The sequence below is a fragment of the Psychrobacter sp. PP-21 genome (assembly GCF_033790785.1).
Lineage (GTDB): Bacteria > Pseudomonadota > Gammaproteobacteria > Pseudomonadales > Moraxellaceae > Psychrobacter.
The window spans coordinates 1-16,243 of the sequence record NZ_JAMYEB010000008.1 but is presented as its reverse complement, the minus strand read 5'-3'; the positions used below and the strand labels follow the sequence as shown (position 1 = coordinate 16,243).

The 16,243-nt window shown below is 43.0% G+C and carries 12 protein-coding genes; 7 read left to right on the top strand and 5 right to left on the bottom strand.

What is annotated here, in order from left to right; translation table 11 throughout:
- Positions 1-60 precede the first annotated feature (60 nt).
- Positions 61-741 carry a glutathione S-transferase family protein gene (locus NJD71_RS08260; RefSeq protein ID WP_319051495.1) on the bottom strand — a complete coding sequence of 227 codons (681 nt, stop codon included), beginning with the start codon at positions 739-741 and terminating at the stop codon, positions 61-63.
- Between the two features lie 240 nt (positions 742-981).
- Here NJD71_RS08260 and NJD71_RS08255 point away from each other — a divergent pair, with 240 nt between their 5' ends.
- The 7 genes from NJD71_RS08255 (at position 982) to NJD71_RS08225 (ending at position 6,987) form a co-directional block, all read left to right on the top strand.
- On the top strand, positions 982-1,272 hold the full coding sequence (locus NJD71_RS08255; protein ID WP_319051494.1) for a putative quinol monooxygenase: 291 nt from the start codon (positions 982-984) through the stop codon (positions 1,270-1,272).
- Positions 1,273-1,772: 500 nt separating this feature from the next.
- Positions 1,773-2,327: a carboxymuconolactone decarboxylase family protein gene (locus NJD71_RS08250; protein ID WP_319051493.1), complete on the top strand. Its 555-nt coding sequence runs from the start codon at positions 1,773-1,775 to the stop codon at positions 2,325-2,327.
- Between the two features lie 111 nt (positions 2,328-2,438).
- On the top strand, positions 2,439-3,092 hold the full coding sequence (locus NJD71_RS08245) for a DsbA family oxidoreductase (protein ID WP_319051492.1): 654 nt from the start codon (positions 2,439-2,441) through the stop codon (positions 3,090-3,092).
- 81 nt (positions 3,093-3,173) lie between these two features.
- Positions 3,174-4,082, top strand: coding sequence for a glutathione-dependent disulfide-bond oxidoreductase (gene yghU / locus NJD71_RS08240; RefSeq protein ID WP_319051491.1), 909 nt, complete (start codon positions 3,174-3,176; stop codon positions 4,080-4,082).
- Between the two features lie 205 nt (positions 4,083-4,287).
- A complete protein-coding gene (locus NJD71_RS08235; protein WP_319051490.1) occupies positions 4,288-4,830 on the top strand; it encodes a peroxiredoxin-like family protein in 543 nt (180 codons plus the stop codon).
- A gap of 245 nt (positions 4,831-5,075) precedes the next feature.
- On the top strand, positions 5,076-6,038 hold the full coding sequence (locus tag NJD71_RS08230; RefSeq protein WP_319051489.1) for an acyltransferase: 963 nt from the start codon (positions 5,076-5,078) through the stop codon (positions 6,036-6,038).
- Positions 6,039-6,150: 112 nt separating this feature from the next.
- Positions 6,151-6,987 (top strand): hypothetical protein, encoded by an 837-nt coding sequence (locus NJD71_RS08225; protein ID WP_319051488.1) that lies wholly within the window; start codon positions 6,151-6,153, stop codon positions 6,985-6,987.
- Positions 6,988-7,098: 111 nt separating this feature from the next.
- On the opposite strand, the gene NJD71_RS08220 is transcribed toward NJD71_RS08225, so the two are convergent.
- The 4 genes from NJD71_RS08220 to NJD71_RS08205 form a co-directional block, all read right to left on the bottom strand.
- On the bottom strand, positions 7,099-8,268 hold the full coding sequence (locus tag NJD71_RS08220; protein WP_319051487.1) for an HlyD family efflux transporter periplasmic adaptor subunit: 1,170 nt from the start codon (positions 8,266-8,268) through the stop codon (positions 7,099-7,101).
- A 2-nt stretch (positions 8,269-8,270) separates the two neighbouring features.
- On the bottom strand, positions 8,271-10,595 hold the full coding sequence (locus NJD71_RS08215) for a type I secretion system permease/ATPase (RefSeq protein WP_319051486.1): 2,325 nt from the start codon (positions 10,593-10,595) through the stop codon (positions 8,271-8,273).
- A gap of 67 nt (positions 10,596-10,662) precedes the next feature.
- The gene (locus tag NJD71_RS08210; RefSeq protein WP_319051485.1) at positions 10,663-12,111 is read right to left on the bottom strand and encodes a TolC family protein; all 1,449 of its coding nucleotides are present in this window, start codon (positions 12,109-12,111) and stop codon (positions 10,663-10,665) included.
- 746 nt (positions 12,112-12,857) lie between these two features.
- A partial coding sequence (locus tag NJD71_RS08205) for a beta strand repeat-containing protein (protein ID WP_319051484.1) occupies positions 12,858-16,243 on the bottom strand: 3,386 nt, incomplete at its 5' end.

The following is a 16,243-nucleotide window of genomic DNA, read 5'->3' as shown; positions in this document are numbered from 1 at the left end:
TTAGTTCTTGGTTTTAATCACTTTTTATATTATAAGGCTTATTGACCGACTTTGCTTTGATTAACTGTTTTTATCAAAATTTTGTGGATAAAGTGCGCGTGCCGCAACGTCATCAAAGTCAGTCTTAAAATCAATACCTTTAGGGATATCGCGGGCTTTTTGTACCGCCGGACGGGCATCAATGTTCGCAAACCAACGCTTTAGATTAGGATAGTTGTCCAATCCTGCATCGCCTAGTACGACCGCTGCCTTATCAATCCAGCCCCATGCAGAGATGTCTGCAATTGTATATTCATCCCCAATCAGATATTCGCGATCTTGTAGATGCGTGTCTAGCACTTCATAATGACGCTCAGCTTCACGAAGATAGCGATTGATGGCATAAGCGATTTTTTCTGGTGCTTTGTGTCTAAAGTGAACCGATTGACCAGAAAAAGGACCCAGTCCTGATGCAATGAACATAAGCCATGACAGCATCTCGCTACGGTCTTCTGGCTTGCCTGCCAATTGTCCTGTCTTTTCCGACAAGTACATCAAGATAGCAGTAGAGTCAAATACACGTTTGCCATCATCTTCGAGCGCTGGAGTTTTACCATTTGGATTGATAGCACGGTACTCAGGCGTATGTTGCTCACCTTTTAGAGTATCAACAGCGACGAGTTCGTATGGCAAACCTGTCTCTTCAAGAAACAGTGCCACTTTCATTGGGTTTGGGGTTTGATGAAAATAAAACTTAAGCATAATCTTATCCTATTGGGAGATAGTCGTTTGATGACTATAAAAGGCAGTAGAAAAAACATAAAAAATAGTAGAGAGAACAAAAATAGGCGTCATGATTTGAAGCGTTTTCTTATTGTCTGGCAAACACTATAGCCATAAATGAACGTTCGTTCAAGTAGCAATATATGTTGATATGATAAATTATGTACCCATACAATCCACTCTAACTGTCTCACCAACTCATAGTAAAAAGGATTAAAAATGTCTGTATTAACGATTATTGCTCATATAACGGCAAAAGATAATAGCGTTGCTCTTGTCAAATCTGAACTTGAGAAACTGATACCCATAACACGTGATGAGGAAGGATGTATTCGTTATGATCTGTTCCAAGATAACGACAACCCTGCTCATTTTATGTTCCATGAAAGTTGGGCAACACGTGAATTATGGCAGGTTCATATGAAAAACCAGCATCTAAAAGATTTTTCAGCAGCGACTGAGGATGCCGTCGAGTCATTTGTTCTGCACGAGATGACTGAGGTTCGTTAACTTCCTCTCCAAAGCTCATACCCACTCAATAAGTGTCAACGTCAACATAAAGAAATAGCAAAAGGATAACAGTCTGCTCTCTATTTCTACTCCTATTCTTTGGTACATATTTACTCTAGCACTGTCATGGTGCGGCAATGACTTAATTATCTCTCTTTGTCATTGCTGCTTATGACCCGTCAATACGCTTTTATCACTTTATAAATGCGCTCACTTACACAGTGTTACTTCATTAGGCTATTGATATTATTATCATAATTGCTACATATTGTAGAAATGTAATTTGATCATTACAATTTATTTGAACGATTACTCAAATAATTATTGAGCGATTGCTCAATATCATTTATAGTAGTCTCTATTGATTCGCTTACTAAGCAAAATCATCAGTTTTGAGTAATCATTCAAAATAATGATCGATATCAAATCAACGATTACTCTTGGGCTATCTTAAAACCCTAAAACATATTAAGTTTAAACCGACTACTAGGAATTGTATTATGACCGAATTTACACTACACGATAAAGACAGCGCGCCACAAGAAAGCAAAGCATTGCTTGATACCTCTATCAATGCTTTTGGTATGATCCCAAACCTACATGCTGTTATGGCTGAAGCACCAGGCTTACTAGAAGGCTATCAGCGTCTTCATGAGCTGTTCTTGAACAGCAGCTTTGACGATGAAGAAACCACTGTCGTATGGCAAACTATCAACGTCGAGCATGCCTGCCATTATTGTGTCCCTGCTCACACTGGTATCGCCAAAAGCATGAAAGTAGATGATGCTATTACTGATGCGCTACGTGATGAGACGCCACTACCAACTGCACGTCTAGAAGCACTGCGTGATTTTACACTTTCTGTTGTACGTGGTCGTGGTAATGTAGACGATAGCGCCGTTCAAGCGTTCTTGGATGCAGGTTATACCAAACGTCAGATTCTAGAAATTATTCTAGGTGCAGCTCAAAAAGTCATGAGCAACTACACAAACCATCTGGCTGATACACCTGTAGACAAACCATTCCAAAAGTTTGAGTGGCATAAAGCTGTTTAATAGCAGCACCAGCCTAGCGCTGACACCGTCAATTTGATGTTTTCATACTGTTGTTCGAAACATCTTCGGGCAGCAGTTTTTCATTTTAATATATCGCTAATGAGAGATGATATGGAACATTTAGAGAAACCCTTACAAATAGACATCGTGTCAGACGTTGTATGCCCTTGGTGTGCCATTGGCTACAGTCAACTGGCTGAGGCATTAAAGCAAACCAACACCCCTCATGAGATTCACTGGCATCCCTTTGAGCTCAACCCCAACACACCAGCTGAAGGACGGAACTACCGTGAGCATATCATGGGAAAATACGGTACAACTGCTGAGGATGTTAAAGAAAGCCGAGCTAGAATGACAGCCGCAGGCGCGGAAGTTGGCTTTAATTTTCAGTTCACAGATGACTTTCGTACCTATAATACTTTCAATACCCATCAGCTACTACATTGGGCCGATGAGCAAGGGCGTATGCACGATTTAAAGCAAGCGTTGTTTGTCGCACACTTCGTCGATAATCGAAACGTAGGTGACAGTACAGTACTTGCAGGTATTGCAGCAGATATTGGACTGGATCGAGCTGAGGCACTTGCGGTTATCGAAGATCAACGCTTTGCTAATGTGGTACGTGAATCGGTACAGCATTCAAGACAGCAAGGCATTCAAAGTGTGCCATCGGTTATATTTAACGGTCGCCATCTGGTAAGCGGTGCTCAAGGCGTCGAGAATTATAAAAATATTTTAAAGCAATTGGCAGATATGCCAGACTAAAAAATTGCCTTACCTGACTCATTACTTGTATCACGTCTTATCTATAATATTGAGCACATTAACCTAGAAGGTACCATAATTATGTCAAGTTCTAATCATTACGAACCGCCTATTATTTGGACATGGGATGCCGAAAGTGGCGGCAAATGGGCGAGCGTCAACCGCCCTATCGCAGGTCCAACCCACGAAGGCGAATTGCCTCGTGGTAAGCACCCTCTACAAATTTACTCAATAGGCACACCCAATGGGCAAAAAGTCACTATTATGGCAGAAGAGCTGCTGGCTTTGGGTGTTGTAGAAGCTGAGTATGATGCGCATCTGATCGAAATCGGTGAAGGCGATCAGTTCTCATCAGGGTTTGTTGATGTCAATCCAAATTCAAAAATTCCAGCTTTGTTTGATACCGATACCGGTAGCCGAGTATTTGAAAGTGGTTCCATCTTGTTTTATCTGGCCGAAAAGTTTGGAAAATTACTTCCAAAAGATGCAGCGGCACGCACCGAAGTGATGAACTGGCTGTTTTGGCTACAGGGTTCTGCCCCCTATCTTGGCGGCGGTTTTGGGCATTTCTATTTTTATGCCCCAGAGAAGTTTGAGTATCCTATCAATCGCTTTACGATGGAAGTCAAACGTCAATTAGATGTGTTAGATCGAGAGCTGGCAAAAAATCGCTACCTAGGTGGCGATGAATACACAATTGCGGACATTGCCACTTGGCCTTGGTATGGCAATCTGATACTTGGAGAAGCCTACGAGGCAGGTGAGTTCTTACAAGTTGAGAGCTATAAAAACGTGCGCCGATGGGCCAAAGAAATTCTTGAGCGCGCTGCTGTACAGCGCGGTCGCAAAGTAAACCGCACTTGGGGCGAGCCCTCCCAGCAGCTTCATGAGCGTCATGATGCTTCAGATTTTGACTTAAAGACTCAAGACAAGCTGATCGCTGATAGTGCTGATAGTGCTGATAGTGCTGATAGTGCTGATGCAAAATAACGGCACTTATATAGATTAAATATTATTTTTTAGAAATGAGTGTTCATCATTTCTACTCTCGATGTTGGTACCGTTAGGTACGGTTATGACGTGGTGTTGTAACGTACTGTAATAAATCAACATCTTATCCATAGTGATTGTTAAAGTAAGCAATGAATACACTCACTCATGGCACACCATCATAAAAAATTAAAAGGATAAAAACATGTCAGACAATTATGCTCAAAAAATCAAAGCCGGTGCCACTTTCCCTGAAATGAAAGTACAAGTACTCAATGGAGAGCTGACAGAACTTGGCAAACCTGAGAATGGTCATGACTGGAAGCTGGTGGTTGTATACCGCGGTAAACACTGCCCTATCTGCACTAAGTATCTCAATACATTAGAGACTGTGCTACCGTCATTTTATGACAACGGCGTCGATGTGATTGCTGTATCTGGCGATAGTAAAGAGCAGCTAGAAGCTCATTTAGAAGACTTAGATATCAGCTTCCCTATCGCTTATGGGTTAACTGTCGAGCAGATGAATACGCTAGGACTTTATATCTCTGATCCACGTTCAGCGAAAGAGACAGATCATCCATTTGCAGAACCTGCTGTGTTTGTAGTGAACGGTGAAGGCAATATACAAATTGTTGACATCTCAAATGCACCTTTTTCTAGACCTGATCTCGAAGCGCTTGCAAACGGTTTGGTATTTGTCAGAAAACCAGAAAACAACTATCCCATTCGCGGCATGCATGTCTAATCAGTCCTACTCTATATAGACAAAAAACATAGGCAACAGCTTCTAAAGAGCGTATCAAGGTCATTCCTTGGTACGCTCTTTTTACGTTAGAAATGAAATTTTTTGCCAAAGACGCTATTTATTATTTGTTGTTAGCACTCGTACACTGGGATTTATTTCTGCTAAAATTGATAACAACACTACCAATATCTTATCATTCAAATACTATTAACATCTCATCATCTGTATGAGCAAAAGGATCTACTATGCGATTGAAATCAATCGTCCAAAAGCTACACGAACGCGCCCCAATCTTGGGCAAAGCGGCATCTCTAACGACGGCAACAGGTGTCATTACTTTTAATAGTATGTTGGCAGGCCCGCCAGTATGGATCATGGGTGCAGCCAAGGCCATTACTGGAGCAGCTGTCGCTGACAAAGCCGTCATCGATGTCACTAATTATTGGATCAATAGCAACAATGCCGTCATCGATAATGTATTACCGCGCAAAGATTGGCGCATCAGCTTACCTGATGACGTACATACAGATGGTAAATACTTACTGGTCAGCAACCATCAGTCGTGGGTCGATACCAGTATCGTGCAATATATCAGTGAAAAGCGGTTACCATTGACGCGTTTTTTTACCAAGTTTGAACTTATATATATTCCCGTGATTGGTCAGGCTTTTTACTTTCTAGACTTTCCGATGATGCGTCGACATTCTAAGGAAGCCATCGCCAAAAACCCTGCGTTAAAGGGTAAAGATATTGAAGAAGCAAAACGTGCCTGCGCCTTACTAAAAGACAAGCCCTTTACGCTACTGAACTATCTAGAAGGCACCCGCTTTACGCCTAGCAAACGGGACAAACAAAACTCGCCTTATAAGCATCTACTAAAGCCGCGTGCTGGTGGATTATCACTTGCTTTGAGTGCTTTGGGCTCAGAGATCGACGGTATGCTAGACATGACGATTGTCTATCCTGATGGCGTACCCACCTATAGTGACCTATGGAAAGGTAACATCAAACGTCTAGGCGTCGATGTCCGCCATATCGAGATACCAGAAGATCTATTTACGGCGATCAAAAACGGCGGTTACGAAACAGATGAGGCGATAAAAGCACAGATGTTTGACTGGGTTGAACAGGTATGGCACAAAAAAGATCAGCTTATTACAGAAATGCTGGCTGAATTTGAAACCGAAGATGCCATGCAAGATGCTTAAGCTAAAACTAAAACTAAAAACAGAATAAACGCTCTATACCAATGACCCTTATTATTTGATAACCTCAAAGTAATCAGTGCAGGTACTAATATAAGATAGGTAGCGCCATATAATGATGAAATTTCGTGAAAAATGGTTTTGGGCATTAGGTCTTGCGATATTGGTGCATGTGGGCGTTTTTCTCGTTTTTTATTTCAATGCCAATCATGCTGATACGGCAGAAATGGCTGACAGTAGTATGAATACAGATCAGCCAGTCGCTATCAGCAGTACACCCTCAGCGCCTAATGATAAAATCTATACCACCACTGTCACCAGCACGAAAACGCTGGACAACAAAGGTAGCGGTACCGATAGTCGCGATGAGGCAGTAAACGTTGATATAGTAAACAATAACGGCGTTGAGAATAGTAACGCTTCAAAAAATACTGCAAGTAACAGCAAACCTATCACCACCGCAGATAATGAAGAACCCAGCTCACCTGAGGTATCTAATAGCAAGGCTAACGTTGCCAAACAAAACACTGCTAAACAGTCTATTACTACCACCTCAGAAACACCGCAAAGAATCAGGCTTCCTGCCCAAAGAGAACAAACCCAAAGAAACCAACCTTTAGAAAACCAAGCTCTAGAAAACCAAGTAGACAACACTCCTCAATCTATACCCCCAAACTCTGAAAATAATATGGAGCAAGCAAAAAATAATGCAGGGTTACTAGATCGGGATATCCCCACACAAAAGAGCAATATAAAAGTAGATAAAGACTATCTCTCAGCAAAATCTGAAGTGGAAGCAGTTAACGATCAGTTGAGTGCAGCCATCAACGAAGTCAAAAAACGCAATCAACAAAAAATCGATGAGCGGCAGCAATTAAGAAGTGAGACGAATATTCAAGATAGCGAAATACCAATCAATCAGTCTAACCAAAACAGTAGAGACTCTGAGTAATCATATGGTGAATACCTTAGATACCTAAGCGGTTACGTTCACATATAAAAACCCCTAGCGATTAACTAGGGGTTTTTATATGGCTATTGGTAATGACTTAATATGAACTGATTAGCGCTCACCTAGACCTTCTGATAATGTCTTGGTAATTGGCTTGGTGAGATATGACAATACGGTCCGTTCCATGGCTTTGATATCAACAGACGCGGTCATACCTGGCTTAATAACAATCTCATCACCGCGACCCTTAAATTCTGCGCCATTGATCACAATAAGTACGCGGTAGTAAGGCTCTTCTCCTTTAGGGGTTTGCTCCATCAGGGTATCTGGGCTGATATAGTTGACAGTTCCTTCCATCGCACCAAAGATAGAGTAATCATAGGCATCGAGCTTAACCGTTGCTTCTTGACCTTCTTTAACATAAGCAATATCGGCAGGGCTGACCTTAGCATCGATGACCAAATCACTACTGGTCGGCAGAATTTGCATAATGACTTCACCTGGCTTGACGACACCGCCAATAGTAGTCACGTTAATATTTTTTATTTTACCTTCTGTTGGTGCCATTAGCCGCTTCTCTTCTAGCACTTGTGCCCGATCTCGTAACTGTTCAAGCTCGGTATCCAGCTCTTCTTGAGCTTTGGTCATTTCAGCCTGTGCTTCTTCAAAGTACTTATTACGCTTATTATTTATTTGCGCTTCAATATCAGCCACTTGGCGACTCAGCTTGATAACATCGGCCTGACTGACATCGCCATACTCTAGCAATGGCTCATTCATACGTAGCTCTTGACGTGCCAGCACCAGCATTTTTTCAAGAGAAGAGACCTCTTCATTGATAGCTTGACGACGTCTATCGTATAGCGCTCTTTGGTTTTGGACATACTCAGGATACTGTTGCACCCCTTCAGGGAATACTAATGGCTTCTCAAAAATCTCAGCATTTAATCTTGCAAGCTTAGCCGTTAATGCTGCTGTTTTGGATGCAGAGTTATCAACAGCAGCTTTGGCGCGCTCCTCTTCTAGAACGACCAGTAACTGACCTGCCTTGACGTCTTCGCCTTCTGAGACAGCCAACTGTGTCAACACGCCGCCTTCTGATGCTTGAATTTCTTGGGTTCGAGCACTAGCGATGACGGTTGCTTGAGCACGCGTAACTTGATCAATCTTGGCAAATGATGCCCAAACTATCAAACAGATAATACCAACGAGTGCAATCCAAATACTCAGTCTTGAACGATTAACCTTGGGCTTGGTGGGTGTGTACTTATACTCTGACATGCCTACTTCCCTTGATCATCTGTTGAGTTTTTGATTTTAGTCGATTTTATACTGATATTTCTAACTCTAGATGCTGCAGGTTTGGTGTTATCAGCATGCTCTGATGATGGTTGATTGGTTTTATGAATAATTTTGTCTTTTTGCTGTACGGTTGTCTTGTTTCTCGCTTGGTCGTTTTTTCGAAGCTCATCGAGTACCGCCTGTTTTGGACCGTCAATAATAATACGCTGGTTGTCCATAATAATGAGTCGGTCAACCAAATCTAGCAAGGCGGTTTTGTGAGTGGCGACGATAAATGTCTGCCCCTGTGTCAACTCCTGACGCAGGACCTGCAGGCAACGCTGTTCTTGTCGATTGTCCATAGACGCAGTCGGTTCATCCAACAAGAACACATCAGGCTTGGTCAATAATAAGCGCGTAAATGCAACCAGTTGTTTTTGTCCACCTGATAGTCCTTTACCGCCTTCACTAATCGGCAAATCTAAACCGCTTGAGTGACTCGATACCAAATTGATGAGCCCTGTCCTATTCAACGTGTCTTGTAGAATGTCATCATTGGGTGCTGCCATACCGATTAGCAGGTTTTCGCGCAGCGTACCCTGAAACAGTCGATGGTCTTGTTGCAAATAGCCCAAGCGTTCACTGAGAGTCTCTCGGCTGATTTGATGGATATCAAGACCGTCTAACAGCACACGCCCTTGAGTCGGCGCATACAACCCTGCCAGTACTTTGAGCAAGGTGGATTTACCTGAACCGATAGGTCCGAGTATCGCGATACGTTCTCCTGGCTTGATAGAGAGCTGCGGAATACTAATGGCTGGACGGTCGTTATCTTTATAGTTGAATGCCAAACCATCACACTGATAAGCACCATTGATATGTGTGGGTGACAATGGATAGGCAACGCCTTGATTGTCCTGCTCTAATGCAAATAGACTCTCAATATTCAACTTGGCAGCTTTGGCATGAGCATACTGCACCAGTAAGTTGGGTATAGACATAACAGGCGCTAGCACTCTACCACCTAGGATCGAACAAGCAATCAATCCACCCATCGTCATGTCGCCTTGCATCACTACAAACGAGCCGACAATCACGATACCCACATAGCTGACTTGCTGCAGCATCTGCGTGAAGTACGTTAAATTGTCATTGGCATGCTTCATATCCAAATCGTTTTTGATAGTGACGTTCATCACATCAAGCCAACGCGAGAGGAACTTCCAACTGCCCGCCCCCGCTTTTATGGTCTCAACACCTTCTACTGCTTCAACTAACAGACCTGTTTTATAATAAGAGGCAGTCGCACCTTCTGATGCAATAGCATCAATGCGTTTGCGGGCAACCAGCCCCATCGTAATCGCAATGACTGCGGCCACCACTGGCACAACAGCTACTAGCGGCGATCCGATAAAGGCGATCAAACTGATAAAGATAATGGTCATCGGTAAGTCGACCAAACCAAACAGCGTGCTTGCCGTAAAAAAGCTGCGTACTTGTTCATAGCCGCGTAGCTGTGCAGCCATAGAGCCAACCGACCCTGGCATCTGGTCGATACGTACTTTTAATAATCGTTGGAATACTTCTCTAGATAAGTACTGATCAAGACCGACCACCACTTTGTCCATGATTCTCGATCGTGAGAATTTCATGAAGGCTTCAAAGACAATGACTAAAAACACACCACTCGCCAAAATAATGAGGGTGTATTCGCTACGAGTCGGTATGACCCGGTCATACACCTGCATCGAAAATAAAGAGACGGCTAATGCCAGCATATTGATCAAAAAGGTTGCAATAACAGCTTCGGCTAGAATGCCTTTATAGTTGCCCAAGTCAGACTTTAGTAAGTCAGAAAACGATGCTTTACGCTGCTTAATATGATCTTCTTTTAAACGAATCCGTAATACCAAAGCTAGCTCATCGACACGGGTATGTACCTGCTTGTCCGCTTGTCTAAAGTTCCAGCTTTTTTGCGGCGTCTGACCGTCGATGACGCCCCAACCCAAGTCTGATCGATATGCCAATAGAGGCAAAAAGGCCGCGTCAGGCTGCTCTAATATCTCAGGGGTATCAGTAATACCAATCCCCTGTAACACAGCAATGACACCGCCCAGCTCATGAATGCTTTGACCTTGTCTGTCCGATTGCTCACTATGGCGCTTAACGACATCATGCAGACGGATATTGTCTACCGGATAGCCTTGCTGACCAAATAAGTGCTTGATAGCCTCGGTCAGCGTTTCAGTCAGATCAACTTGCTCTGCGTGCTGCAACTCATTGTGACCAACAGACTGAGATGATGTCTTTTGTAATTGTGCACTCATATGAATCACTTATTTAATATTTTAGATGGTTGCGTATGCAAGATATAACGCGCGCTTAAATGACTATCTAACGGTTTGTCATATTTCTTTGTTCCGTTATCGGCGTGATGCTGTAGTCATCATTCAGCATGAGATACTCGCCATCATTTAGTCCCTGCTCAGCAGTTGCCGGCAAACTAATCTCAATATACTCTTCTTCTACATCGTTTCTGCCATAACCAAACTCACGACTGGCGCTGCTTTTGTCTTGCTTATTGAACCACTGTTTTACAGAATCTACAGGATTGAACAAAGTCACAGGCTGACGATTGTGAGAAAACTGCTGCCACTGCATGATACCAAAGTCTACTTGGAGACTATAAAATGCGCCCAACATCTCTGCTCGGGTCTGCACCAGCTGTACTTGATAATCATTGTGCTCACGCACGGCGTTAAGTACCTCAAGCCATGACTTGCGACCTGCGATAAACTGTCTGCGATAAGAGTTGACCACAATCTGAGCGCCAGCTACAGCAGCCACCAGTGATGTCTCTCTGTCTTTTGCGCTGACGAACTGCTGATACTGTACTTGAATATTTTCTATCACGTTACGCCGCGATGCTTCTTGGTTTTGCACCAAACTGTTAACTTCTGCCTGTGATGCTCGTGCTAGTGCAAAGTTGGAAAACCCCGCACCTGGTTCATAGGTTAGCCCCAAAGAAAACTGCCCATCATTTTCATTATCTTCATGGTAATAAGCTTGCTCGTACTGAGCATAGACCGTTGGGTAGCGCGCCGCTTGTTGTGACTCAACCCCTTGCTTAGCAGATTCGATTTGATAGTGCTCTTTTACAACAGTAGGATTGTAGAATCCTGCCCTATCAAAAGCCATTCTCTCAAAATCAACAGATTGACGCTTGGCCTGCTCGACCAATACTTTGATATTCGGTATGCTCGTAACGCTCATTTGAGACAACGGCTGACCAATAATTTGCTCGAGCCGAGCAGCGGCAATACGTTGCTGCTCAACTGCTGCTTGATAAGACGTCTGCTCTTGCAAAATCCGGTTCGTCACTAGGTCAAGCTCAATACGGGCTGATACACCCTGACCAACACGGCGCTGCATCATAGCCTCAAAATCACCAAGCTCTTCTAGATTCTCAACATGGACACTTTGTGTGGCGACAGCTTGTATATAGCTCTGCCAAGCACCGATCGTCGTTTTGGCCACCGAGTTTTGCTGCTCATAGATATATTCTACAGCAGCTTTGTCATCAAATATGGCTTGGTTCACATCTGCTGTAAGTTTACCACCCGTCCATAGAGGCTGACGGAGAGTCACCTGTGAGACAAAGTCATTGTCTCTGTCATAGCCCGAGCTAACGCTTGGTGTTGGTAAAAGGTTTAATTTAGCTGCGTTGATACCTTCAGTCGTTGCTTGTTGACTGGCGCGGGCTGATCCTACCAGCGGATGAGTTTGAATCGCTTGCGCGACCAGACTATTAATTTGAAAACCCTCTACTGCTTGGGCCGTCATGCTAAGACACATGCTCGTTACCAAGACAGTCATAAGGTGATGCATTGCATGACAGCTGGTTAATTGTTTTCTATTTGGCGATTTTTTCATATTAGTTTTCAATGAACGCTCTTATTGATATGCTCTTGAATAAGTATATAACATCTATGCACTAAACCTTACTAGACCTTAGTCTATAAGGCAACAATTCATATGCGATATCGAATCAGAATTTCTGAGTGTTTCATGCATACGTAAAGCTAAGTCATATATGCTTTTTTTTACTAAAACCTGCTTTCTTTGTTGAGTTCACTTTGCTCACTTGAAATAAGTACCACCTATTCTAAGTTTACAATCGTAAAGCCAACATTTCATAATAAAAATACACCCAAAATATCGTCTCTAGATTCCTTCTGAATTTATCAATATTTGTTGATAACAAACAATCCCTGATAAATCACGCTCTACATCATCGATTGGCTCTCTAAGCGAATGCTGACGAATAAAAAATCCGTATAAGATCGTTTGCGGCACTTTATAAGACATAGCAATTTTTGGAAAGAAATAACTATTCATCAATCAGATAGCCTTCTGTTCATCCATGTCTTAATTATGCCTTATGGTTTTTTACTTTCTTATTTAAAAACCAGGCTATTATATTTATTGCCTAATATACTTTACTCTATCTCAAAAATATCTATAAAAACGTCGTAAAAAACGCCTCCATTTTGGAAGCGTTCTGTGCATTAAAATAAGATCAGCCAGTCTTAGATAATATTGACGATGTCAGTATCAATATGAACCTGTGTATCATTAGATGACTGCCATACGTTATACATCTCACCTTCTGAGGTAGTCTGTCCAATATTGGTCCAGCTATCGCCTTCTAGATTGACCGTATCATCGTTATCACCTTTGACATAGATAGTAGTTTCAACATCTTTATCTGCTATATTTAAAGTATTCGCACCAATACCGCCAATATCAATGATATCAGGCTGCATCATGTCAGAGAGGCTAATGATTTGATCTGAACCCTCAAAGCTTAGAGTGTCAACCCCTTCGCTCGAAGTGGTTAGTAGCGTATCAGGTAATTCAATAGAAGCTGTGTCATCAGCAAGTGTGAAGCTGGTAGCACTCATACGTGCAGCGGCTGGCGCTTGCCCATCACTATTAATAGTGATACTTAGCGTAGCCGTATCGGTATTACCATTACCATCATTGATGGTATAGTCAAAATCGTCTGTTTGACCGATCACACTATTATTTTTGAACGGTGTATAAGCATAATCACCATTAGAGCTAATAACCAAAGTACCATAGTCACCATCAATAGTCGTAGAACCATTAATAGGATCGCCATTGATAGCAGTTACTGTTATCGATTGCCCGATACCGTCATCATTTTCAATAACATTATCGAGGACAGGTTCTCCAGTCACAGTATAGTCAGTCAATGTGCTTGCTATTGCGCCAATACTTATATCTGTCAAAAGTCCAAGACTTAAAAGTCCATCATTAGCCGCAGGATTGGTAGCAACAATAAAATATTTCGCACCTTTAACACCGCCAGTGAAAGTATCAAGTGTCAATGCATCGGCACTCCAACTTCCAAATGCCCCGAAAAGTCCTGGGCTGTATCCTAGAAAGTCCTCTTTCAGTTGAACCAGTTCAGCCAGATCACTGCCATTCTCTTGGCGATAAATCTCAAGATTGAAATTATTGTTACCACCAAGGACAGCACTGAGGCTCAAAAGTTGACTTCCACTTCCATCTAAGGTGATCACTTGTGTATTGCCAGCCTCTACACTTACCTCAAATACGTTGTTTTCTTCAAGAAAATCAACGTCAACCAGACCATTAAGAACACCGATACCTAATAGACTATTAACATCTCCATTAAGACCAGCTGTAGATGTTGATACAGTTGATGTTACCTCTAGCTCAGCAAGATTTTGATCATCAACGGCGACTGGTGAGGTTGTATCTACTGTGACAGTCACAGTAGATGCGGCACCAATATTTCCAGCAGGGTCTGTTGCGGTAGCGCTCAATTGCTCAGCACCCTCACCCATTGCCCTTACTTCTGCCTCATCGACATTGATACTCCAGTCACCAGCTGCGTCGACAATAGCCGTACCTAAGATATTGTTTGAGCCGTCAGTCAACGTAATTGTGTCGCCTGAAACCCCCGTACCTGTTACAGCAAAACTTGCCGCGGCTTCGGTACCATTAACGATGTTGTCGCCAGCGATAGGCTCATCAATCGTTGGGGCCTCTGGTGGCGTCATATCAACGACCGCATCAAGATTAATCGCCAGCTCTGCTATATCACTAATAACGCCATCAGAAACTGTATAAGTAAATGTCTCCGATTGACCTGACGACGCAAAATCACCATTTGCCGTATACGTATAGTCACCATTTTCATCAATAACTAAGACACCATACTGACCTTGTATCGTAAACACCGTTGTACCATCGACTACCGCAGAGGTAGGTTCCGATTGGCTATCATTACTGTCGATATCAGTCAGTACTGTATCCACCGTTACCGTATCTTCGCCCAACTCACCTGAGCTCGATACATCGGGATCAATCACATTACCAGTAATGACAGTATCATCAGCATAATCGAACTCAGTCACTGTCGCTGTAATATCTGTGGTTTCAAGTAGGGTTAGGGTATTGCTAAGAAGCACAGCAGTAATGTCATCAAGTAATGGGTCTAAAACACCTAATCCTAATACATTATCTTCCAGTATATCTACTACAGCATCGAGACCTAAACCTTCATCCCCAGCCGCAGTTAATGCAATATTGAGAAGACCATTAACAGTGCCTCCTAAAACTGGACCTAATGCATTATTGATTGTGGTAAAAACAACTTCTTGGTTATCAGGACCCAGTACAACTCCTGCTTCACCCAACTCGGCTAAGGTAAGACCATTGACTAAAGCTCCTAATGCGCTCTCACTATTTCGCACCACAATAGTATATTCATCTGGTTCTAAATCAGAAACTGTCGCAGTCAATGTATCATTGCCAGTTAATCCCAATAACTCGATTCCAATAACATTACCTACCAATGGCTCACTACCAGTAGTGCCAACGTAAACAAGCTCATTGTTACTATTATAAACCTCTATATTAATTGCATCCGCTACTGTAACTAATGCCGTCTGACTAACTTCGATACTGACTGTGCCATTTGTACCTGCACTCACGGTAAAGCCAAGACTGCTATCGGCACCACCAGTACCTTCAGCAACCCCCAAAACATCTAAGTCAGATTCACTGATCGGATCATAGTACGTAACTTGCAACGCTCCTAAATCAAGATCATCCAGATCATCACGGGCAGTAAAGGTCGTATTAAGATCGAATTCGACAGCAGCACTCGGAGCACTGACATTTTCATTTGCATCTGTCACCGTAGCAACTACCGTATAGGCACCATTATCACTGATACCATCAACGCCATTTGGAATCGTGATCTCAGCGATACCATCTCCATCATTGACATCAAGGTCAGCTGCGGTCACTTCATATTCGACGGTAATAGGGTTACCAGCATCAGGCGTCACTGTTAAGGTCACTGTGTCGCCTGCAACCGTGCCAGATGGCAGGGTCACTTGGGTTTGAATGCCATCTGCAAACTCTTCCGCATTGACGCCATCAAGCGCTTCAGGAATCAATACCGCAGGTGCCGTGGTATCACCAACTGTAGCACTGTCGGTACCTATCGAACCAACGTTCCCCGCCTGATCAGTCACATTTGCGGTAACTGTTAGTACTGCCCCTTGTGATGGAACTTCAACCGCAAAGTTATAACCATTGTCTAGCATATCTTGAGTAATCGGAGTCGGCATACCATCGACCGTTACAGTGTCGCCAACCTCAGCGTTATCTGGTAAAACCACAGTAACCTCAACCAACCCATCGTCGTTTAAGTCAAAGCCGTTAACTAAATCATCACCATTACCAATGATCACAGTTGGTTGACCTGGCGCCGCGGTATCTACCGTAAAGCTCACCGCGTTACTAGGCGCACTCACGTTACCAGCCGCGTCAGTTACGGTGGCGGTCACACTATACTCACCATCGGCAGTGATGCCATCGTCTGCATCATTTGGAATGGTCACGTCAACAA

Coding starts and splice junctions, on each gene's coding strand:
- NJD71_RS08260 (WP_319051495.1), bottom strand. CDS start 741: ATGCTTAAGTTTTATTTTCATCAAACCCCAAACCCAATGAAAGTGGCA.
- NJD71_RS08255 (WP_319051494.1), top strand. CDS start 982: ATGTCTGTATTAACGATTATTGCTCATATAACGGCAAAAGATAATAGC.
- NJD71_RS08250 (WP_319051493.1), top strand. CDS start 1,773: ATGACCGAATTTACACTACACGATAAAGACAGCGCGCCACAAGAAAGC.
- NJD71_RS08245 (WP_319051492.1), top strand. CDS start 2,439: ATGGAACATTTAGAGAAACCCTTACAAATAGACATCGTGTCAGACGTT.
- yghU (WP_319051491.1), top strand. CDS start 3,174: ATGTCAAGTTCTAATCATTACGAACCGCCTATTATTTGGACATGGGAT.
- NJD71_RS08235 (WP_319051490.1), top strand. CDS start 4,288: ATGTCAGACAATTATGCTCAAAAAATCAAAGCCGGTGCCACTTTCCCT.
- NJD71_RS08230 (WP_319051489.1), top strand. CDS start 5,076: ATGCGATTGAAATCAATCGTCCAAAAGCTACACGAACGCGCCCCAATC.
- NJD71_RS08225 (WP_319051488.1), top strand. CDS start 6,151: ATGATGAAATTTCGTGAAAAATGGTTTTGGGCATTAGGTCTTGCGATA.
- NJD71_RS08220 (WP_319051487.1), bottom strand. CDS start 8,268: ATGTCAGAGTATAAGTACACACCCACCAAGCCCAAGGTTAATCGTTCA.
- NJD71_RS08215 (WP_319051486.1), bottom strand. CDS start 10,595: ATGAGTGCACAATTACAAAAGACATCATCTCAGTCTGTTGGTCACAAT.
- NJD71_RS08210 (WP_319051485.1), bottom strand. CDS start 12,111: ATGACGGCCCAAGCAGTAGAGGGTTTTCAAATTAATAGTCTGGTCGCG.